Raw genomic sequence first — 19,292 nt, 5'->3', positions numbered from 1 at the left:
CCGGCCGCGGGCCGACTGCCGTGGCAGCGGGCCGGGTTGCCGGGTTCGGGCCCCGCCGCCGGGGGCGTCAGGCCCCGAAGGCCTTCGCCTGCCCCTTCACCGGCTTGGCGCCCGCGAGAAGGTGAGCGGGGACCAGGTCCCGGGCCGGCTCCGTGTAGCCCACGGACACGATGCGGTCCCCCCGGTACGTGAACGTGGTCAGCGACGCCAGGGTGCACTGCCGCTTGCGCGGGTCGTGCCACAGCCGCCGCCGCTCGACGTAGGACCGCACGATCCAGATGGGCAGCTGGTGGCTGACGAGCACCGCCTCGTGGCCGCGCGCCGCGTCCTTGGCCGCGTCCAGCGCGCCCATCATGCGCACGACCTGGTCGACGTAGGGCTCGCCCCACGACGGCTTCAGCGGGTTGACGAGGTGCTTCCAGTTGGCCGGCTTGCGCAGCGCGCCGTCACCGACGCCGAAGGTCTTGCCCTGGAAGACGTTCTCGGCCTCGATCAGCCGCGCGTCGGTCGCCAGGTCGAGGCCGTGCGCCTTGGCGATCGGCGTCGCGGTCTCCTGCGCCCGCTCCAGCGGGGAGGCGACGACGTGCGTGACGTCGCGGGGGGCGAGGTGCTCGGCGACCCGCTCGGCCATCTTCCGGCCCAGCTCGGAGAGGTGGTAGCCCGGCAGCCGCCCGTAGAGGACGCCCTCCGGGTTCTCGACCTCGCCGTGGCGCATCAGGTGGACGACGGTGATGTCGCCGTTGCCCTGCGTCTCGCTCATGCCGTGGCCTCCGCCGCCGCCCGCGCCGCCGCCGGAAGGGCGTCGGCGATCCGCTGGAGGGCCTGCTCGTCGTGGGCGGTGGAGACGAACCAGGACTCGAAGGACGACGGCGGCAGGTAGACGCCGTTCGCCAGCATCGCGTGGAAGAAGGCGGTGAAGCGGTACGACTCCTGCGCCTTGGCGTCCTCGTAGGTGCGGACGGGGCGGTCCGTGAAGAACACCGAGAACATGTTGGAGGCGTTCTGCAGCGTGTGCGCCACGCCCTCCTTGGTCAGCGCCTCCGAGACGAGCGCCTGGATCTGCTGCGACACGTCGTTGACCTTGGTGTACGCCGCGTCGTCCAGCAGCCGCAGCTGGGCGAGGCCGGCGGCCGTGGCCACCGGGTTCCCGGAGAGGGTGCCGGCCTGGTAGACGGGCCCGGCGGGCGCGAGGTGCGCCATCACGTCGGCACGGCCGCCGAAGGCCGCGGCGGGGAAGCCGCCGCCCATCACCTTGCCGAAGGTCATCAGGTCCGGCCGGACCCCGTCGACCCCGTACCAGCCGGCGCGGCTCGTGCGGAAGCCGGTCATGACCTCGTCGGAGACGAAGAGGGCGCCGTGCTCCGCGCAGGTGTCCTTCAGGCCCTGGTTGAACCCGGGCAGCGGCGGGACCACGCCCATGTTGCCGGGCGAGGCCTCGGTGATCACGCAGGCGATCTCGCCGGGATGGGCGGCGAAGGCGGCGCGCACCGCGTCGAGGTCGTTGTACGGCAGCACGATGGTGTCGCCGGCCTGGGCGCCGGTCACGCCCGGGGTGTCGGGCAGCGCGAAGGTGGCGACGCCGGAGCCGGCCGCGGCGAGCAGCGCGTCGACGTGCCCGTGGTAGCACCCGGCGAACTTGATCACCTTGGTGCGGCCGGTGAAGCCGCGGGCCAGCCGGATCGCGGACATGGTGGCCTCGGTGCCGCTGGACACCAGCCGGACCTGCTCCAGCGGCTCGACCCGGCGCGTCATCTCCTCGGCGAGCGCGACCTCGCCCTCACCGGGCGTGCCGAAGGAGGTGCCCCGCGCGACCGCCTCCTGCACGGCGGCGATCACCTCGGGGCGGCCGTGCCCGAGGATCATCGGCCCCCAGGAGCAGACCAGGTCGACGTACTCCCGGCCGTCGGCGTCCCGCAGGTACGGGCCGCTGCCGGACACCATGAACCGGGGCGTGCCGCCCACGGCGCGGAACGCGCGCACCGGCGAGTTCACGCCGCCGGGCGTGACCGCCGCCGCACGGTCGAACAGCGCCTGCGAGGCGGGGGCTTCGTATGGATATGGCAGTTCGCTCATGGCCTGCGGCTTCTCCGAGTCCTCGGAATCCGGTGGGTAGGGACCATCTCAGGGTAGGCCAGCGCCCACGGCGCACCGCGGGCGGCGGAGGCGACCGGGGGCGGGGACGGCCGGGGCCCGCCGCGCCACGGGGGCGGGGCGGGCGCGGGGCGGGGCGCGGGAGTCGGCCGGAGCGCCGGTGCGCCACCCGCCCGGACCGGCCGAGCGCGGTTTTCCCCGCCGCCCATCTGCGAAACTGGACTCCGCGTACGTATGGACATGGCGAAAGCAGGTGTCGAAGGGGCGCGACCCACCCGCGGACGGAAGTTTCACCGCACGTTTCGGCGAGCGGCCGTGGGGGAGGTCACTGACACGATGATCGGGTTGCGCGGCGGGGGCCACGCGTCCTAGAAAAGCAGTCGGGTGGAGATATGCATCGCGGTGGCGGACTGGGCGAGGGGACTGACGACCTGGGTCCTCGACGTGCCCGGCGGGGAAGGCACCGGCGCGAGGCGGAGGAAGCGGCCGAAGCACGACAGACACACGGGGTACCGGGCGAGCCCGAGCGGGCCGGCCGACGGGTCGAGCCGCTGAGGGCGGGGAGCAGGAATGGTGGTCGGGTGGGGGTGACGTACAAGTACTTCGGCGCGCCCGACGGCGCGACCGCGGCCCGGGTCCCGATCTCGATGCGCCCCGAGGAACTCGGCGGCGACGAACTCGGCATGAACGGCATGTTCACCAAGATCAAGCCGGAGACCATGGCCGCGATGGTGCTGACCGGCATCGAGGGCGTCCCCCTGCACAAGGTGCCGCCGCTGGAGCTGGTCGTCCTGCACCCCGACTACGCGGTCGTGAAGCTCCCGATGACCGTCGTCGACCCGCTGCGCGACATCGGCGAGGAGGCGGTCGGCGCGGCCGCCTTCATCTGGTCCACGGTCCCGGACCGCGGCGGCCCCCGCGACGCGTTCAACGTGTACCAGTTGCTCCACGAGTGGCAGGACTTCAGCCATCGGTTGCATGAGGCGGGGCATCAGCCGTACTGCCTGGTGTGGCCCTGAGGGGAGGGCGCCTGCGGCGCGGGCGGGGTTCGGCGCCGCGGCCCGGGTGGGCCGGCCGGCTCCGCCCCGGCCGGGCCGGCGGCCCATGGGGGCAGGGCGGCCCGGCGCGGGGGCGGGAGGGCACGGGTCAGTGGCCGGCGCTCGCCACCTCGTAGTCGCCGATCAGGTCGCCGAGCAGGGTTCCGGCGGTGATGTCGCTGGCGACGTGGCCGGCCATGTAGAGCCGTGAGTAGAGGACTTCGTCCTGCATCCACCGGTAGTCCTCGGCGCGGTGCGGGGACAGCGCGGCGAGGATGGTGACGGCGGCGGCGGACCGGGCGGCGTGGCTCGACGGGTAGGAGTACGGGCTCGTGGCACCGGGCTTGATGTGCTTCTCCGGGCGCAGGGTCCGGTCCAGGACGAAGGGCGCGGGCTGCCTGTCGCGGGCGGCGACCTGGTCGCTGAGGGTCTTCGCCAGCTTGAGCGCGCTCTTGAGTTCGGCCTTCTCCGCCGTGCCCCGCTGGACGGGGACGAGTTCGCGCTGGTCGTGGAGGTAGAGCTTCCAGATGTCCTTCTTGCCGTTGAGCTCCAGCCAGGTGGCCGCCTTCCTCCCGGCGGCCGTGCGGGTCCCGGCCAGCTTCTGGACCTGGCGGAGTTCGGCGGTGCGGGCCTTCGCCGGGGGCGGCGCCGGGACCTGCCGGGCCGCCCACGCGGCGAACGCGGCGTCGTCCCGGACGGTGCCGTGCTCCTTCCTCCACCGGGCGAAGAGGGCATCGGCCTTCCGGCGCTGGGCCTGGGCCTGAAGGCCGATCGGGGTGATCTCGGCGTCGCCGAAGAGGGCCGGGGGCGGACTCTGCCTGATGCGGTCGGTCGCCGACGGCTTCTTCACGGACGACAGCGCCGTGGGGACCAGTTGCGGTCGCAGCAGGCCGACGGCGGCGGCCGACGCGGCGAGCAGGCCGATGAGCGCGTACTGCCACTTGATGCGGCGCAGGGCCTTCATGCGGCGGGGGTCCTTTCCAGGAGCGGGGCGGGACGGGGCCCGGCGGTGAAGTACCGGCGGGCGAGGCGGCGGACGTCGTTGTCGGGCAGGCCGGGCGTGAGCAGGGACTGCCCGACGACGTACTTGCTCAGGGAGACGGGGCGGGCGCCGAGGCGCAGCAGGAGGCGGTCGGCGGGGGCCGGGCGGGTGCCGCCCTTGGTCTCGACGAGGACGTGGCCGGGGTCGAGCGCGGCGGTGCGGTCCATGTGGTGGCAGGTGAGGCCGCCGTCGAGCGTGACGCGCGTGCCGTGGTCCAGGTCGGCGAGGGCCGCGCGGACGTAGCGGATCTCCGCGGCGGGGGACAGCGCCCCGGCGGTGACCGGGATCCCCGCCCGCCGCAGCACGCCGTCGACGAAGTCGGCCGCGTGCTCGCCCAGGTGGCCGTAGACGCCGGCGGACGCCCTGAGCGCGTGCTTGACGGTGGCGCCCCGGCCGTCCTTGGTCTTCACCTCCACCCTGCACAGCCCGTCCTCCGCGTACAGGCGGGTGCGGACCTTCCAGCGCCGGCGGCGGCCCTGGACGTGGGCCCGCCAGGCGCCGAGCCGTTCGGTGTCGAAGTAGGTGCTGCGGTAGCTCGTCGTCCGGCGGCCGGCCAGGTCGAGGACGTGGTGGCTGCCGGCGAGCCGGTCGACGAGGAGGCGTGCGCCGTCGAGGGGCAGCAGGTACTTGCGGTCGGTGCGGTGCTGGAGCGCGGCGGCCGCGTCGACCTGGGCGAGCGTGGCGCCGCGCAGCGAGGACAGTCCGAGGCCGGCCGCGAACGGGGCGGCGTGGCTCACGCGGCGGTCACCTGCTCCCGCGGCTCGTTCTCCCGGTCGGCGGCCGCCTCGGCCGGTCCGGCGGGGTAGCGGGCGCTGACCCGCGTGGTCTCGCGAACGTAGTCGACCTCGTCGACCACCACGGACAGCGGGGCCCGGCCGAAGCGGAACGCGACGTCCTGGGCGATCAGGGAGGGGTCGTCGTAGACGCGGTCGAGGGTCAGCTTCACCGTGCGGGTCGGCGGCTCGTACGCGCGGGGGTCGTCGACCAGCAGGACGGCCACCAGGACGACCGCGTCGAGGGCGATGACGAGCCAGCTGTCGCGCTGCGGGAGTCCGGTGCACAGGGCGACGACCAGGGCCACGAACGTGTAGGCGACGTCGCGCAGGGTGAAGGCGGCACTGCGCAGGCGGACCAGGGAGAGGATGCCGAACAGGCCGAAGCCGACCCCGGCCGGGAACTTGCCGGCGCTGATCGTGGTCATGGCCGCGAAGAGGCCGATGTTCAGGGCGACCAGGACGAACGGCATCGCCGGTGCGCTGGGCCGGCGCCGGTAGAGCCATCCGACCAGGATCATCAGGGCGACGACGTCCAGGCCGCCGCGCGTGGTGAGGTCGGCGGGTGCGATGTGGGCGGTGATGCCCTTGGCGGCGAGCACCAATATGTGCATGGAAATCCCTTCCGTCCCGGCATGTCGGACGGCGGACCGGTCGCGGCCCGCGGTGCGCCGCGACCTGAAGGAAGGTAGGGATGTCACATGAACGGATCATGAAGGCTTTCGGCCCTCCGGAGCCGGGTTCGCGGGCGCTAGCCTGACCGGCATGCACTACCTGGTCGTCGACGACGAGACCCGTCTCACGGACCTCGTCGTCCGCTACCTCACCGAGTCCGGACACACCGCCGAGGGGCGCTACGACGGCCCCTCCGCCCTGGCCGCCGCCCGCGACCCGCGCCTGGACGGGATCGTGCTGGACGTGATGCTGCCGGGGACGGACGGGCTGGAGGTCTGCCGGACGCTGCGCGACGAGGGCGTCGACGTGCCCGTCATCCTGCTCACCGCGCGCGGTGCGATCAGCGAACGGGTGGCCGGCCTGGACGCCGGCGCCGACGACTACCTGGTCAAGCCCTTCGCCATGGAGGAGCTGCTCGCCCGGCTGCGGGCGCTGTCCCGGCGCCGGCCCGACTGCTCGGGCCGGCTGCAGGTGGGCGATCTCGTGCTCGACCCCGAGCAGCAGCGGGCCTGGCGGGCGGACGTGGAACTCGACCTCTCCCGGCGGGAGTTCGCCGTGCTGCGGGTGCTGATGGAGAACCCCGGCCGGGTGGTGGGCCGGCTGCAGCTGCTCGACGAGGTATGGGACGGCGAGACCGACCTGCGCAGCAACGCCATAGACGTCCACGTGTCCAAGGTGCGCGCCAAGGTCGACCGGGCCTTCGGCCGTACGACGATCACCACCGTGCGCGGGCGCGGCTACCGCCTCGAGACCGCCGCGTGACGCGGGCGGGCGGACTGCCGGCCCGGATGGGCCGGCTGCCCGTCGTGGCACGGCTCGTGCTGGCCGTCGCCGTCACCATGTCCCTCGTCCTGACCGGAGCGGCCGGGCTGGTCTACTGGCGGGTCCAGACCGCCCTCGACCGGCAGCTCCACGACGACCTGACGGCCTACCGGCACAGCCTCGACCGGGCTCTCCGCGCCGGCACCGCACTGCCTCCCGGTCCCAGCGGCAGCCTCTGCCAGGTCCTCGACGCGCGGGGCCGCGTCCTTGCCTCCAGTGACGCGGTGAGCCGCCGGGCCCTGCTCACGCCGGCCGAGGTCGCCTCCGCCGTGTCCGGCCGCACGGTACGGCGTGATGTCGGCTCGCTGCTGCCGATCACCCCGGACACCCTGCGCCTCCAGGCCGAGCGTGTGACGGCCCGCGGAGCGACCCGGGTCGTCGTCGCCGCCGTCCGCCGGGGGCACCGCGACGAGGCCCTGCGCGAGCTCCTCGCCCAGCTCGCCCTGGCCTCGGGCCTGACCCTGATCGCCGCCTCGTACGTCGGCTACCGCACCGCCCGAGCAGCCCTGCGTCCCGTGGAGCGCTACCGCACCGCGGCGGCCACCCTCGCCGACGGTGCCCAGAAGCTGCGGCTGGACGTGCCCGCCGACCGGGACGACGAGATCACCCGCCTCGGCCACACCCTCAACCGCATGCTGGACCGGCTCGAGGCGTCGGCCGAGCGCGAGCACCAGTTCATCGCGGACGCCAGCCACGAGCTGCGCACCCCGCTGTCGCTGCTGCGGGCCGAGGTCGACGTCGCCCTGCACCGCCCCCGCTCGGCCGGGGAACTCACCGAGACCCTGCGCTCCGTGGACGCCGAGGTCCAGCGTCTGATCGCCCTCTCCGACGCCCTGCTGGACCTGGAGGAACTCGGCAGCACCGACCGCCTCGCCCGGACCTCCGTACGACTCGCCGACCTCCTCGGCAGCGCCGTCGCCCCGCATCTGCGCACCGCCGGTCAGGCCGGGCGGGGCCTGACCACCGATGCGGCGGAGGCGACCGTCGACGTCGACGCCCGGTGGCTGGCGCCCGCCGTCGGCAACCTCGTCCACAACGCCCTGCGCCACGGCCGCGGGACGGTCCGGGTCACGGCCGCCGTCCTCGAGGACGGGCTGCGGCTGCGGGTGACGGACCAGGGGCCGGGCTTCCCCGCGGAGTTCCTGCCGCGGGCGTTCGACCGCTTCGCCCGGGCCGACGCGAGCCGTACCGGCGCGGGTTCCGGGCTGGGCCTCGCCTTCGTGCAGGCCGTGGCCGCCGCCCACGGCGGCACCGCGCACGCCGAGAACGGCGCGGACGGGACGGCGGTCACCCTCAGCCTTCCCTGCTGACCGCGCGCGCCCTTCCGGCCCCCCTGCCGACCGTGCGCCCTTCCGGCCCTCCCTGCCGACCGTGCGCGGCCTGAGCCTCGGCGCGCGTGGTCGGGGCAGAGGCCGGACGCCACGTGCCGCCGGCCGGCGCTGGGCCCGTCCCGGGGCCGGGAGGTCAGTCCCGGGCCGCCGGGTCCGCGAGGTGGCCCGCCAGGGTGGCGGCGAACTCCTCGGGATGCGTCGTCAGGCCGACGTGACCGCCGGGGAAGGGCGCGGGGGCCGTGCCGACGCGGTCGGCCAGGAACGCGGCGGCGCGGTGGGGCGGTTCGCCGTGCGCGTCCTCTCCGCAGGCGAGCACGAGCCGGTCCGCCAGGTCCCGGAGCCGGTGCAGGTCCGGCGCGTAGGACATGAAGGCGGGCACGATGCGGCCGAGGAAGTACGGCAGGTTCGCCATGGTCCGGCCGGCGCGCGCCGCGGCCTGCGGCGGCAGGGTGACGGCGGCCTGCGACGGTGCGGGGTCGCCGTCCTTCCGTAGGCCCGCCGCGAACTCGGTCATGGCCGGCATCGGCCCCCGGGCCCGCAGCGTCTCCTGCACACGGGCGACCAGCGCGCGGTGCGCGGCCGCGTCCGGCAGGACCTCGACGACCGGCGGCTCGTGCGCCACGACGCGTGCGACGCGGTCGGGATGGGCGGTGAGCAGGTGCAGGGCGGTGATCGCCCCCGAGCTGGCGCCGAACACCCGGGCCGGCTCGCCGGGCGACAGCAGGTCCAGCAGGCGGCGGGCGTCGTCGGCGTGGTCGGCCACCCGCTGCCCGGCACCGGGGTCGTCCAGCGGGCTGCGGGACATGCCGCGCGGGTCGTAGGCGGCGACGGTGTACTCGGCGGCGAGGGCGTCGGCGACACCGTCGTAGGAGGCCGCGTCGCCCGCTCCGCCCGGGATCAGCAGCAGGAGCGGGCCGCGGCCCCGCACCTCGTGGTGCAGGCTCGCGCCTGGCACCCGCAGGCAGCCGGTGACGGGGGCGCTCACGACGCGGCTCCCGCGGCCTCCGGCCGGGGTGGCGGCCAGTGCTCCAGCAGGCGGTGCAGGGCGTCGAGGGCGCGGGCCCAGGAGTCCTGCGGCGGGCGGGCGTGCGCGAAGGAGCCCGCCGCCTCCAGGGCGGCGAATCCGTGGAACGTGCTGCGCAGCAGCCGGACCGCGTCGGTCAGGTCGGGTTCGGCCAGCCCGTAGCCGCGGAGCATGCCGTAGGTCAGCTCGACCGCGCGCCGCGGTCCGGGGGCCCGGGCGGCTGCCTCCGGGTCGATCCGGATCGGGGCCTGGGTCGCCGCGTAGCGGCCCGGGTGTGCGTGGGCGTACTCCCGCCAGGCGTCGGCGAAGGCGACCAGGGCGTCCCGGCCGGCCCGCCCCGCGGTCGCCTCCGCGATCCTGAGGGTCTTCTCGTCCGCCGCCAGCAGCGCGATCCGGCCGCGCAGGTCCTCCAGGCCGCGGACGTGGGCGTAGAGGCTCGCGTCCTTCACCCCGAGCCGGCGCGCCACCCGGGCCATCGTCACCTGTTCGAACCCGAGCTCGTCCGCCAGCTCGGCGCCCGCGGCCGTCACCCGCTCCGCCGTCAGTCCGGCCCGCACCATGCGTCCTCCCCTTCATTTCCTAGGGACCCTAGTTTCAACCTAGGCTCCCTAGGGAGGCAACGGAGAAAAAGCGGAGGCGCATCGCGGGGACCGGGCGGGGCATCCGGATCGAGGCCGGTTTCCCTCCGCGGGTGGCCCTACGTACTGTAGGGTCCGGCTCGCCGTCCAACAGTTCACGGGGGATCCATGCAGGAAGCGCATTGTCCGGGGCCGGGCGCCCCGCCCGGCGAGGACGCCGAGCGCGGGCTCGCTCCGACCGTCGCGCTGCTCGTCGTGAGCCTGACGATCGCCGCCGTCGGTGTCTACGAGCTGTGCGGCTTCGGGCTGCACAGCCTGGACCGCCGGCCGCACCTGTTCAGCGACGGCTTCGCCACGGCCGGCGTGATCATGGCCACCGTGGCGGCGGGCGCGGCGCTGGGCAACCTGGCCTGGCTGCTGACGGCGTCCCGCAGGCGCGCGGCCGGCTGCGGCACCGGTCCCGGCGGCGACGCCCTCCCCGGCGACGGCGGGCCCGCACCCGCCGCCGCGGACTGACGGACGGCGCGGAAGCGACGGCCGCGGCGGACGTCCCGCACGGGACGGCCCACCGCAGCCGGGTAGCATCCGCCCACCCGCTCCTTACCCGTTCCCAGAGGACCGGCGGCCGCCGGCCCGCCCCGCTCCGTTACCCTACAAGCCGTAGGGTCGGCGACAACGGCGTGCGGCGGACCGCGCTCTCCGCCTGCCCGCTCCGTCCCCGCCGGTCCGCCGGCCCATCCCAAGGTGACGTGTCACCATGACCCCTCAGCAGTCGGCCCTCATCCCCTCGCAGCGCGATCCCCGGCGCTCCGCTCTCCCCTCCCCCGGCCCGCGGCTGCGCGCCAGAGCAGCCACGGCCACCGTCTGGTACCTGCGCCTGCTCGCGGTCCTCAACATCGTCGCGGTGGTCTCGCTGCCGTTCCGCGAGGAGGTCCACGAGCACAACGCCGGTACGTTCTTCACCCCCTACCTGGCCACGGCCGGGCTGGTCTCGGCGGCGCTCGCGCTGTTCCTCGCCGTGGTGATGCGGCGCCGGAAGCGGGCGGCGTGGGTGTTCAACCTGCTGCTCGCCGGCCCCCTGTTCGCGCTCTACGTCCTCGCCCTCACCCAGGACGGCTACCAGGACCACGTCTTCAACTGGCTCTCCGCCACACTCACCGGCCTCTTCGTGGCCGCGCTGCTGGTCGGCCGGCGCGAGTTCAACGCCATCGGCGACCGCTCCAACCCGAAGCTGGCCCTGGCCGTCGGCGCCGGCGGCCTGCTGGTCAGCGGCACCCTGGGCACGCTGCTCGTGAACGCCACGAACAAGGTGTCCGACGCCTCCCTCCTGGACAAGATCGCGTACACCCTGCTGCGCGGGGTCAGCGTCGGCCCGCTCGCCGACCGGGTCGCCGCCGTGCACGCCCCGCGCTGGGTGGACATCACCATCAACGTCCTGATGGCGGCGACCTTCCTCCTCGTCCTCTACGCCTGCTTCCGCGCGCCCCGCGGCGCCGCCCTGCTCGGCCCGGACGACGAGCGCCGCCTGCGCGGGCTGCTCGCCAAGCACGGCGAGCGGGACTCCCTCGGCTACTTCGCGCTGCGCCGCGACAAGGCAGCGATCTTCTCCCCCACCGGCAAGGCCGCCGTCACCTACCGCGTGGTCGGCGGGGTCAGCCTGGCCTCCGGCGACCCCATCGGCGACCCCGAGGCGTGGCCCGGCGCGATCGACGCCTGGCTCGCCGAGGCCCGCCGCCACGCCTGGACGCCCGCCGTGATGGGCGCCGGCGAGGAGGCCGGCACGATCTACGCCCGGCACGGCCTGGACGCCCTGGAGCTGGGCGACGAGGCGATCGTGGAGGTGCCCGACTTCAGCCTCGAGGGGCGGGCCATGCGGGTCGTGCGGCAGGCCCACAACCGGGTCCGGCGGGCCGGGTACACGGTGCGCATCCGCCGCCACGAGGACATCGCGGACGACGAGATGGCCCTGCTCGTCGAGCGGGCCGACGCCTGGCGCGACGGGGCGACCGAGCGCGGTTTCTCCATGGCGCTGGGCCGGCTCGGCGACCCGGACGACGGCCGTTGCGTGATGCTGGAGTGCCGTGACGCCGACGACGTGCCGCGGGCGCTGCTGAGCTTCGTGCCGTGGGGCGAGGACGGACTCTCGCTGGACCTGATGCGCCGTGACCGCGACTGCGAGAACGGCCTGATGGAGTTCATGGTCGTCGAACTGCTGCTGCGCGCCGGGGAGGTCGGGGCGCGCCGGGTGTCGCTGAACTTCGCGATGTTCCGGTCCGTCTTCGAGCGCGGCGCCCGGCTGGGCGCCGGTCCGGTGCTGCGGCTGTGGCGTTCGGTGCTCACCTTCTTCTCCCGCTGGTGGCAGATCGAGTCGCTCTACCGGGCCAACGCCAAGTACCGGCCGGTGTGGGAGCCGCGCTTCCTGCTCTTCGCCAAGAGCAGCGACATCCCGCGCATCGGTCTCGCCAGCGCCCGCGCCGAGGGGTTCCTGACGCCGCCGGCCCTGCCGTCGTTCACCCGGCGCAAGGAGTCCGCCGAGGACACCGCCCCGGCCGGGGCGGACTCCGCCTCCTGACGGCTCCCCGCCGGCCCCGGACCCCGCCCCTATTCCCTCGGGGCGGGGTCCGGGGCGGGGGTCACGAGGTCCCGCGGGTGCCGCTCGACGGGGCGGTGTGGTCGTGGTGGGCGCGGTCCGCGCCCACCGTGAAGCCGATCACGGAGCCGCCCCCGTCGCGCCGGAAGGCGAAGGGCGCGCCCCGGTGGGACATGGCGACCTCGCGCACGATCGACAGGCCCAGGCCCGAGCCCGGCAGGGAACGGGCGTCGGGGGCGCGGTAGAAGCGGTCGAAGATGCGGATCAGGTCGCCCTCGACGATGCCGGGCCCCCGGTCGAGGACCTCGACGCGGACCGTGCCGGGCCGGGCGGGCCCGGTGACCGTGATCTCGATGGGACCGTGACCGCCGCGGTCGAACTTGGCGGCGTTCTCCACCAGGTTGGACAGCGCGCGCTGGAGCATCCCCGGGCGGCCGTCGGTCGTGGTGTCGCCGGCGGCGCGGACCACGATGTCGCGCCCGGTACGGCGCCGGGCGAGGCCCGCGACGTCCTCGGCGATCTCGGCGAGGTCCACCCGCTGCGGCGGCTCGGTGTCGGACTGCCCGGCCGCGAGGTCCACCAGCTCGTTGACCAGGTCGGTCAGCTCGCGGGCCTCCTGGGTGAGGTCGGCGACCAGGTCCTCGCGGGTGGCGGGCGGCAGTTCGTCGATGCGGCGCAGCAGGGAGATGTTGGTCCGCAGTGAGGTCAGCGGGGTGCGCAGCTCGTGCCCGGCGTCCTGGACGAGCCGGCGCTGGTCCTCCTCGGACTGGGCGAGGCGGCCGAGCATCCGGTCGAAGGAGCGGCCGAGGCGGCCCACCTCGTCGTAGCCGGTGACCGGGACCTCGATGCCGAGCTGCCGGGTGCGGGCGACGTCCTCGGCGGCGGAGGTGAGGGCGACCAGCCGGCGGGTGATGCGGCGGGCCAGCCACCAGCCGCACAGACCCGCCGCGATCACCACCACGCCCATCAGGACCAGCGTCCGCTGCTGGAGCGCGTGCAGCAGGTCCTCGGTGTCGCTGAACTCCTGCGCGACCTGCACGGCGCCGCGCCCGTCGCCGAGCGCGACGGTCGCGATGCGGTAGACGTCGGAGGCGACGACGACGTCCTTGTACTCCACGATGTGCCCGGCCGCGCCGGTGGAGGCGATGGCCCGGTCCTTGGCGGTGACCGGCAGCGCCGGGCTGCCGTGGTCGACGATCTGGCCCTTGTCGCCGAGCACCTGCACGTCGGTGCGGCTGGGCCGGACGACCTCGTGCCCGGGGCGGGAGGAGGAGAAGTCCTCGGGCGTCCGGTCGTAGCGCCGCACCTCGTCCTGCACGTCCTGCACGACCTGCGTGAACACGGACTGCTGGTCGACGCGCACCAGACGCGCGGCGGAGTTGTACGACAGGATGCCGACGAGGATCGTGACGGCTGCGGTGACCACGGCGAACGTCACGGCGAAGGTGGTCCGCAGCGACGACAGCCGGGGCCGCGGCCGCTCCAGGAGCCGCGCGAAGCGGCTCATTCAGTCCTCCCGCAGCACGTAACCCACGCCGCGCACGGTGTGGATCAGCTGGGGCGCGTCCGGCTCGTCCAGCTTGCGGCGCAGGTAGCCGACGTAGACGGCGAGGTTCTTGGAGCCGGGGCCGAAGTCGTAGCCCCAGATGCGGTCGTAGATGGTCGAGTGGTCGAGGACGATGCCGGAGTTGCGGACCAGCAGTTCCAGCAGTTCGAACTCGGTGCGGGTCAGCTCCAGCTCCCGCGGGCCCCGCCAGACCCGGCGGGCCTGCAGGTCCATGCGGATGCCGGCCGCCTCGATCTGCCGCTCGGGAAGCTGCGGGTCCCTGGCGGGGGCGTCGCCCGAGGAGCCGGCGGCGTCGGGGCTGGTGCGGCGCAGCAGGGCGCGCAGACGGGCGAAGACCTCCTCGACGTCGAAGGGCTTGACCACGTAGTCGTCGGCGCCCGCGTCCAGGCCGGCGATGCGGTCGGCGGTCTCCACGAGGGCGGTGAGCATCAGGATCGGGGTGCGGTCGCCCTCGGCGCGCAGCACCCGGCAGACCTGGAGGCCGTCGATGCCGGGCATCATCACGTCGAGGACGAGGACGTCCGGCGGCGTCTTGTGCGCCTGTGCGAGTGCCTCGACGCCGTCGGCGACCGCCGTCACCTCGTAGCCCTCCAGAGTCAGGGCACGCTCCAGGGCGTGGCGGATGGCGCGGTCGTCTTCGGCGAGCAGCACAGTCTGGGACACGCGACCAGTCTGCCAAGGCCGACGGTGCCGAGGTCGGGGCGAGTGGGCCTACGATCACCCTTTTTACCCGGCTCTCACCGTCCTGGACGCAACCCGGAGCGGGTCCGCACGGTCCTCTCACCTATGCTCGGGCCGGAGTGCGTCCGGGACCGGTGTCCCGGGGCGCGGCCGCCGGGGCGGTGTGCCCCGCGCGGGGCACGGCCGTCCCGTCAGCCCTGCGGTGTGCCGCCCGCGAGTGCCGCCAGCCGCTGTGCGAAGGGCACGACCTCGAACCCTCCGGCCCGCACCGGCGGCCCCTCGGACACGGGCGCGCCGGGCACCGGCACCGGCCCCCGCTCCGGCGGCAGAGGCCGGTGGGCGGCCGGCTCGGCGCCCCGTCCCGGCGGCACGGGTCCGGGGTCCGGAAGCCCGCGGCCGTGGTCCGGCCGGGCCGCCGCCAGCAGCGCGGCCAGCTCGCCCGCCGCGCGGTCGATCCGCTCGGGCAGGCCCTCGGCGCCCCAGTCCTCCGAGGCGGCGTAGACGCCGGTGGGGACGACCACGGCCCGCAGATGGGCGAACAGCGGCCGCAGCGCGTGGTCGAGCACCAGCGAGTGGCGTGCGCTGCCGCCGGTCGCCGCGACCAGCACCGGGCGGCCGGCGAGCGCGTCCTGGTCGAGCACGTCGAAGAACGACTTGAACAGTCCGCTGTACGAGGCCGCGAACACCGGGGTGACCACGACCAGCCCGTCGGCCTCCCCCACCGCCCGCAGCGCGGCGGCCAGGTCCGGGCCGGGGAAACCGCTGGTGAGGTGGTGTGCGATCTCGACGGCGAGTGCGCGCACCTCCACGACCTGCACGTCCACGGGGGTCCGGCGGTCCACCGCGGCGGCCAGCCGGTCGGCCAGCAGCCGGGTGGACGACGGCACGCTCAGCCCCGCGGAGACGACCACGAGCTTCATACGGCGGCCTCCTCGGAGACGTCGGCCGGCCGGGCGGCCGACCGGGACGCGTGGGTGGGTGCGTCCGGCACCCCGGCCGGACGGAGCCGGGCGAACTCCTCGCGCAGCACCGGGACGACCTCCTCGCCGAGCAGGTCGAGCTGCTCCAGCACGGTCTTCAGCGGCAGCCCCGCGTGGTCCATCAGGAACAGCTGGCGCTGGTAGTCGCCGGCGTAGTCACGGAAGGACAGGGTCCGTTCGATCACCTGCTGCGGGGAGCCGACGGTGAGCGGCGTCTGCTCGGTGAAGTCCTCCAGGGACGGGCCGTGGCCGTAGACGGGGGCGTTGTCGAAGTACGGGCGGAACTCGCGGACGGCGTCCTGGGAGTTGCGGCGCATGAACACCTGGCCGCCGAGGCCGACGATCGCCTGCTCGGGGGTGCCGTGCCCGTAGTGGGCGTACCGGGTGCGGTACAGCTCGACCATGCGCCTGGTGTGGTCGGCGGGCCAGAAGATGTTGTTGTGGAAGAAGCCGTCGCCGTAGTAGGCGGCCTGCTCGGCGATCTCCGGGGAGCGGATGGAGCCGTGCCAGACGAAGGGCGGGACCCCGTCCAGGGGGCGCGGGGTGGAGGTGAAGCCCTGCAGCGCGGTACGGAACTTCCCCTCCCAGTTCACGACGTCCTCGCGCCACAGACGGTGCAGCAGGGCGTAGTTCTCGACGGCGAGGTCGATGCCCTGCCGGATGTCCTGGCCGAACCAGGGGTAGACCGGGCCGGTGTTGCCGCGGCCCGTCATCAGGTCGACCCGGCCGTCGGCGAGGTGCTGGAGCGTCGCGAAGTCCTCCGCGATCTTCACCGGGTCGTTGGTGGTGATGAGGGTGGTGGAGGTGGACAGGACCAGGCGGTCCGTGCGCGCGGCTATCCAGCCGAGCATGGTGGTCGGGGACGACGGGACGAACGGCGGGTTGTGGTGCTCGCCGGTCGCGAAGACGTCCAGGCCGACCTCCTCGGCCTTCAGCGCGATCGCGACCATGGCCTTGATGCGCTCGTGCTCGGTCGGCGCACGGCCCGTGGTGGGGTCCGGCGTGACGTCGCCGACGCTGAAGATCCCGAACTGCATGGTCGCTCACCCTCCAGATTGTTGACGGTTCAACTATACCCGTCCAACGGTGACCCCACCGGCGCTATTCCGCGCGGGCCACGAGGGGGTCCGGGGCGGCTGCGACCGGACCCGGGAGGCCGCCCTGACGCCTCGGCGGCCTCCGGGTGGCGGGCCGCCCTACACCTCGGCGGCCGCCGGGAGCGGTTCGGGCCGCGGGGTCCGGGTGCGCCAGGGCAGCAGCAGAGGAGTGGCCAGCAGGAGCAGCCCCGCCAGGCCGATCGCGGTACGCGTCCCGGTGAACTGGGCCAGCGCGCCCCAGGCCGCGGTCAGGGCGGCGGTGGTGGCCTTGCTGCTCACCGACCACGCCGCCAGGGTGCGGGCGACCCGCTCCGGCGCCGTCCGCTCGAGCCGGTGGGTGGCGAGCACCGGGCTGTAGATCCCCGAGCAGGCGATCAGCCCCAGTTCGGCCACCATCACCAGGACCAGCCCCGCCGTGCCGGGCCGTACGAGGGCGAGCGCCACCGACCAGCAGGCGCGCAGCGCGCCCGTGGTGAGCAGGACCCGGCGCTGCCCGAACCGCGCGACCAGCGGGCGGGCCAGCCGGGAGCCGGCCAGACCGCCGGCGCACGGCACGGCGAAGGCCAGGCCGTACTGCCACGGCGCGAACCCGAGCGGTCCGAGCATCAGCACCGCGAGCAGCGGCGACGACGCCATGATCAGGCCGTTGACCAGGAGGGTGTTGAAGAACAGCGGGCGCAGTGACGGGTCGGCCAGCACGAACCGCCAGCCGTCGAGCAGCCCGGCGGCCCTCCCGGGCGCCGCAGCCACCGCGGGCGTCCCGGGCGCCGCAGCCACCGCGGGCGTCCCGGGCGCCGCGGCCGCCGCAGGCGCCGTGGGCCGCTCGTGGTGCGGCCCGTCCGCCCGCCGCTCCCCCTTTTCCCCTTCCCCTTCCCCTTCCTCTTCCCGCCGCTCCCCCGCCCGCGGCGTCCGCCGCCCGGGGTGCGCCGCGTCGTCCGCCGCGGTGCGGCCGATCGCCCGGATGCCCGCGGCCGACAGCAGATAGCTGACGGCGTCCACCGCCACGGTCACCACCGGCCCGAAGGCCCCGGCCAGGGCACCGCCCGCCGGCGGCCCCAGCATCGTGGCCGTCCAGGTGGTCGACTCGAAGCGCCCGTTCGCCACCAGCAGGCCCTCCGGCGGCACCAGGCGCTTGAGGAAGGCGCCGCTCGCCGCGCCGAAGGCGATGTCCGCCGCGGCCACGATCACCGACACCACCAGCAGATGCGCGAAGACCAGCCGCCCGCACACGTACGCGACCGGCACGGTCGCCATGGCCGCGCACCGCACCAGGTCGGCCGCCATCATCACCGGCCGCTTGCCGCGGAACTCCACCCACGGCCCGAAGGGCACCGCCACCAGGGCCCCCACCGCGAGGCCCGCCGCGGCGAGCACCGACACCTGGGCCGCACCGGCGTGCAGCACCAGGACCGCGGTCATCGCAAAGGCGTCGAAGGCCAGCCACGTCCCGAAGGTGCTGATCCCGTACGCCGCCCACAGCCACCCGAACGGCCGCCCCAGCGTCCTCCCCGTCACCCGGCCCAACCCGTCCGCCTCTCCCGCGCTCTCCCGTACCGCAGACCGGCCCCGCGCCCCGGCCCCGTCCCACCGGGCCCCGGGACCGCGCGCCCCTCGACCGGCGCCATCCAAGCGGTGGCGGTCCCGCGGGGCAAACAACCGCCCGGACCGTGGGCGACAACCGGCGGTTGTCGCAGCCGGGACACCCCTGGGCCGCCGCGGACGTCCGGCGGCAGGATCCGGGCGGCGCCGGGATCCGGGTCCGCCGCGGGCCGGACCCGGATGGGCCCACGGGCTGTCCCGTGGTCCCCGGTGGGTCGGCGCGCGGCGTCGGACGCGGTGCGGCGCAGGACGGAGGGCCCTCCTCGTGCGGGACGTGTCCGGGCGACCGGACGACGCGGCGAGGCGCCGTGGCTGTCGTCGTGCGCCCGCCGGGGATCACGGGACAGCCCTTAGGGTCGTGTCCCGTGGACCTCAACGCCGTGCGTACCTTCGTGGCCGTCGCCGACGCGGGACGGTTCCGGGAGGCCGCCACCGAACTGTCGGTCACGCAGCAGGCGGTGTCCAAGCGCGTGGCCGCGCTGGAGAAGGACCTCGGGGTGGCGCTGTTCACCCGGACCGCGCAGGGCGCCCGGCTCACCGTCGACGGGCAGGCGTTCCTGCCGCACGCCCGCGACCTGCTGGCGGCCGAGGAGCGGGCGGCCGCCTCCGTACGGCCCGGCCGGCGGCCGCTGCGCGTCGACGTCGTCGGCCGCCGGCTCGCCCCGGCCGGCCTGCTGCGGGACTTCCACCGCGCGCACCCGGGCACCCGGCTCGACCTGGTGACCCTGCACGACGCGGCGGCCGCGCTCGACGCCGTGCGCTCCGGCGCCGTCGACGCCTCCTTCCGGGCCGTCACCGCGCCGGGCAGCCGGCTGCCCGACGGCATCGAGGCGACCCCGGTCCTCGACGAGCCGCTCCAGCTGCTCACCGGACCGGCGCACCCCTTCGCCGACGCCGACACGATCGCCCCGGCCGCGCTGGCCGGGCACCGCATCTGGATGCCCGGAATCGTGCCCGGGACGGAGTGGGCGGTCTACTACGCCGACCTCGCGGCCGCGTTCGGACTCACCCTCGACGTGGTCGGGCCGCACTTCGGCACCGAGCCGCTGCCCGACGTGCTCGCCGAGTCCGCGTCCCTGGCCAGCTTCGTCGGCGAGGGGACCCGGGTGCTCTGGCCCACGGCCTACGACCTGCGGCGCATCCCCCTGCGCCACCCGACGCCGGTCTACCCGCACTGTCTGCTCCACCGCCGCGACAACCGGCACCCGGCGCTCGCCGCGCTCCTCGGCCACCTGGCCCCCCAGCGGCCCGTGCCGGACACGGACGTCTGGGCCCCGGCCTGGTCGCGGCACTGGAGCGGAACGTCCTGACCCGAGGCCGGCGCACCACTTCGACCAGGGCTCCCTCAGGGCCCGGACGCGGTGGTGCCCGGCGGGCGGCTCCGCCCGGGGCGTGCCGTGCCAAG

Annotated in this window: 18 protein-coding genes; 6 read left to right on the top strand and 12 right to left on the bottom strand. The window is 75.0% G+C overall.

Annotated elements, in window-relative coordinates; genetic code table 11:
- Positions 1 to 67: 67 nt before the first annotated feature.
- Entirely contained in the window at positions 68 to 760 is a 693-nt protein-coding gene (locus P3H78_RS25270) for a histidine phosphatase family protein (protein WP_276111451.1), read from the bottom strand.
- Positions 757 to 2,073, bottom strand: a complete 1,317-nt coding sequence (gene hemL, locus P3H78_RS25265) for a glutamate-1-semialdehyde 2,1-aminomutase (protein ID WP_276111450.1) — start codon at positions 2,071 to 2,073, stop codon at positions 757 to 759. Before hemL ends, P3H78_RS25270 begins: the two co-directional genes overlap by 4 nt.
- Positions 2,074 to 2,483: 410 nt before the next feature.
- Here hemL and P3H78_RS25260 point away from each other — a divergent pair, with 410 nt between their 5' ends.
- Entirely contained in the window at positions 2,484 to 3,110 is a 627-nt protein-coding gene (locus P3H78_RS25260) for a hypothetical protein (RefSeq protein WP_276111449.1), read from the top strand.
- A 127-nt stretch (positions 3,111 to 3,237) separates the two neighbouring features.
- On the opposite strand, the gene P3H78_RS25255 is transcribed toward P3H78_RS25260, so the two are convergent.
- From P3H78_RS25255 to P3H78_RS25245, 3 genes are read right to left on the bottom strand one after another with little or no spacing between them, the layout of a single operon-like run.
- Positions 3,238 to 4,092, bottom strand: a complete 855-nt coding sequence (locus P3H78_RS25255) for a phosphatase PAP2 family protein (RefSeq protein WP_276111448.1) — start codon at positions 4,090 to 4,092, stop codon at positions 3,238 to 3,240.
- Positions 4,089 to 4,907 carry a polyphosphate polymerase domain-containing protein gene (locus P3H78_RS25250; protein WP_276111447.1) on the bottom strand — a complete coding sequence of 273 codons (819 nt, stop codon included), beginning with the start codon at positions 4,905 to 4,907 and terminating at the stop codon, positions 4,089 to 4,091. The genes P3H78_RS25255 and P3H78_RS25250 overlap by 4 nt, the downstream gene beginning before the upstream one ends.
- Positions 4,904 to 5,557: a DUF4956 domain-containing protein gene (locus P3H78_RS25245; protein WP_276111446.1), complete on the bottom strand. Its 654-nt coding sequence runs from the start codon at positions 5,555 to 5,557 to the stop codon at positions 4,904 to 4,906. The genes P3H78_RS25250 and P3H78_RS25245 overlap by 4 nt, the downstream gene beginning before the upstream one ends.
- A gap of 151 nt (positions 5,558 to 5,708) precedes the next feature.
- Here P3H78_RS25245 and P3H78_RS25240 point away from each other — a divergent pair, with 151 nt between their 5' ends.
- Positions 5,709 to 6,380, top strand: coding sequence for a response regulator transcription factor (locus P3H78_RS25240; protein WP_276111445.1), 672 nt, complete (start codon positions 5,709 to 5,711; stop codon positions 6,378 to 6,380).
- Positions 6,377 to 7,750, top strand: coding sequence for a sensor histidine kinase (locus P3H78_RS25235; RefSeq protein ID WP_276111444.1), 1,374 nt, complete (start codon positions 6,377 to 6,379; stop codon positions 7,748 to 7,750). Before P3H78_RS25240 ends, P3H78_RS25235 begins: the two co-directional genes overlap by 4 nt.
- Before the next feature lie 154 nt (positions 7,751 to 7,904).
- On the opposite strand, the gene P3H78_RS25230 is transcribed toward P3H78_RS25235, so the two are convergent.
- Both P3H78_RS25230 and P3H78_RS25225 read right to left on the bottom strand, forming a co-directional pair.
- Positions 7,905 to 8,756 carry an alpha/beta fold hydrolase gene (locus tag P3H78_RS25230; RefSeq protein WP_276111443.1) on the bottom strand — a complete coding sequence of 284 codons (852 nt, stop codon included), beginning with the start codon at positions 8,754 to 8,756 and terminating at the stop codon, positions 7,905 to 7,907.
- The gene (locus tag P3H78_RS25225) at positions 8,753 to 9,355 is read right to left on the bottom strand and encodes a TetR/AcrR family transcriptional regulator (RefSeq protein WP_276111442.1); all 603 of its coding nucleotides are present in this window, start codon (positions 9,353 to 9,355) and stop codon (positions 8,753 to 8,755) included. Before P3H78_RS25225 ends, P3H78_RS25230 begins: the two co-directional genes overlap by 4 nt.
- 186 nt (positions 9,356 to 9,541) lie before the next feature.
- Here P3H78_RS25225 and P3H78_RS25220 point away from each other — a divergent pair, with 186 nt between their 5' ends.
- Positions 9,542 to 9,889, top strand: coding sequence for a hypothetical protein (locus P3H78_RS25220; RefSeq protein ID WP_276111441.1), 348 nt, complete (start codon positions 9,542 to 9,544; stop codon positions 9,887 to 9,889).
- Between the two features lie 241 nt (positions 9,890 to 10,130).
- A complete protein-coding gene (locus P3H78_RS25215) occupies positions 10,131 to 11,945 on the top strand; it encodes a phosphatidylglycerol lysyltransferase domain-containing protein (protein ID WP_276111440.1) in 1,815 nt (604 codons plus the stop codon).
- A 61-nt stretch (positions 11,946 to 12,006) separates the two neighbouring features.
- Here P3H78_RS25215 and P3H78_RS25210 read toward each other — a convergent pair whose 3' ends face one another.
- From P3H78_RS25210 to P3H78_RS25190, 5 genes are all read right to left on the bottom strand, one after another.
- On the bottom strand, positions 12,007 to 13,470 hold the full coding sequence (locus P3H78_RS25210) for a sensor histidine kinase (RefSeq protein WP_276111439.1): 1,464 nt from the start codon (positions 13,468 to 13,470) through the stop codon (positions 12,007 to 12,009).
- The gene (locus P3H78_RS25205; RefSeq protein ID WP_276111508.1) at positions 13,471 to 14,181 is read right to left on the bottom strand and encodes a response regulator transcription factor; all 711 of its coding nucleotides are present in this window, start codon (positions 14,179 to 14,181) and stop codon (positions 13,471 to 13,473) included.
- A gap of 221 nt (positions 14,182 to 14,402) precedes the next feature.
- Positions 14,403 to 15,131, bottom strand: coding sequence for a CE1759 family FMN reductase (locus P3H78_RS25200; RefSeq protein WP_276111438.1), 729 nt, complete (start codon positions 15,129 to 15,131; stop codon positions 14,403 to 14,405).
- Entirely contained in the window at positions 15,128 to 16,228 is a 1,101-nt protein-coding gene (locus P3H78_RS25195; RefSeq protein ID WP_276111437.1) for an LLM class flavin-dependent oxidoreductase, read from the bottom strand. The genes P3H78_RS25200 and P3H78_RS25195 overlap by 4 nt, the downstream gene beginning before the upstream one ends.
- Before the next feature lie 159 nt (positions 16,229 to 16,387).
- A complete protein-coding gene (locus tag P3H78_RS25190) occupies positions 16,388 to 17,803 on the bottom strand; it encodes an MFS transporter (protein WP_276111436.1) in 1,416 nt (471 codons plus the stop codon).
- Positions 17,804 to 18,252: 449 nt separating this feature from the next.
- On the opposite strand from P3H78_RS25190, the gene P3H78_RS25185 reads away from it, so the two are divergent.
- Positions 18,253 to 19,197, top strand: coding sequence for a LysR family transcriptional regulator (locus P3H78_RS25185; protein WP_276111435.1), 945 nt, complete (start codon positions 18,253 to 18,255; stop codon positions 19,195 to 19,197).
- The last annotated feature ends 95 nt before the right edge of the window (positions 19,198 to 19,292 follow it).

It is taken from the genome of Streptomyces tropicalis (assembly GCF_029269835.1).
GTDB lineage: Bacteria > Actinomycetota > Actinomycetes > Streptomycetales > Streptomycetaceae > Streptomyces > Streptomyces tropicalis.
This window is presented reverse-complemented; position numbering and strand designations above follow the sequence as displayed.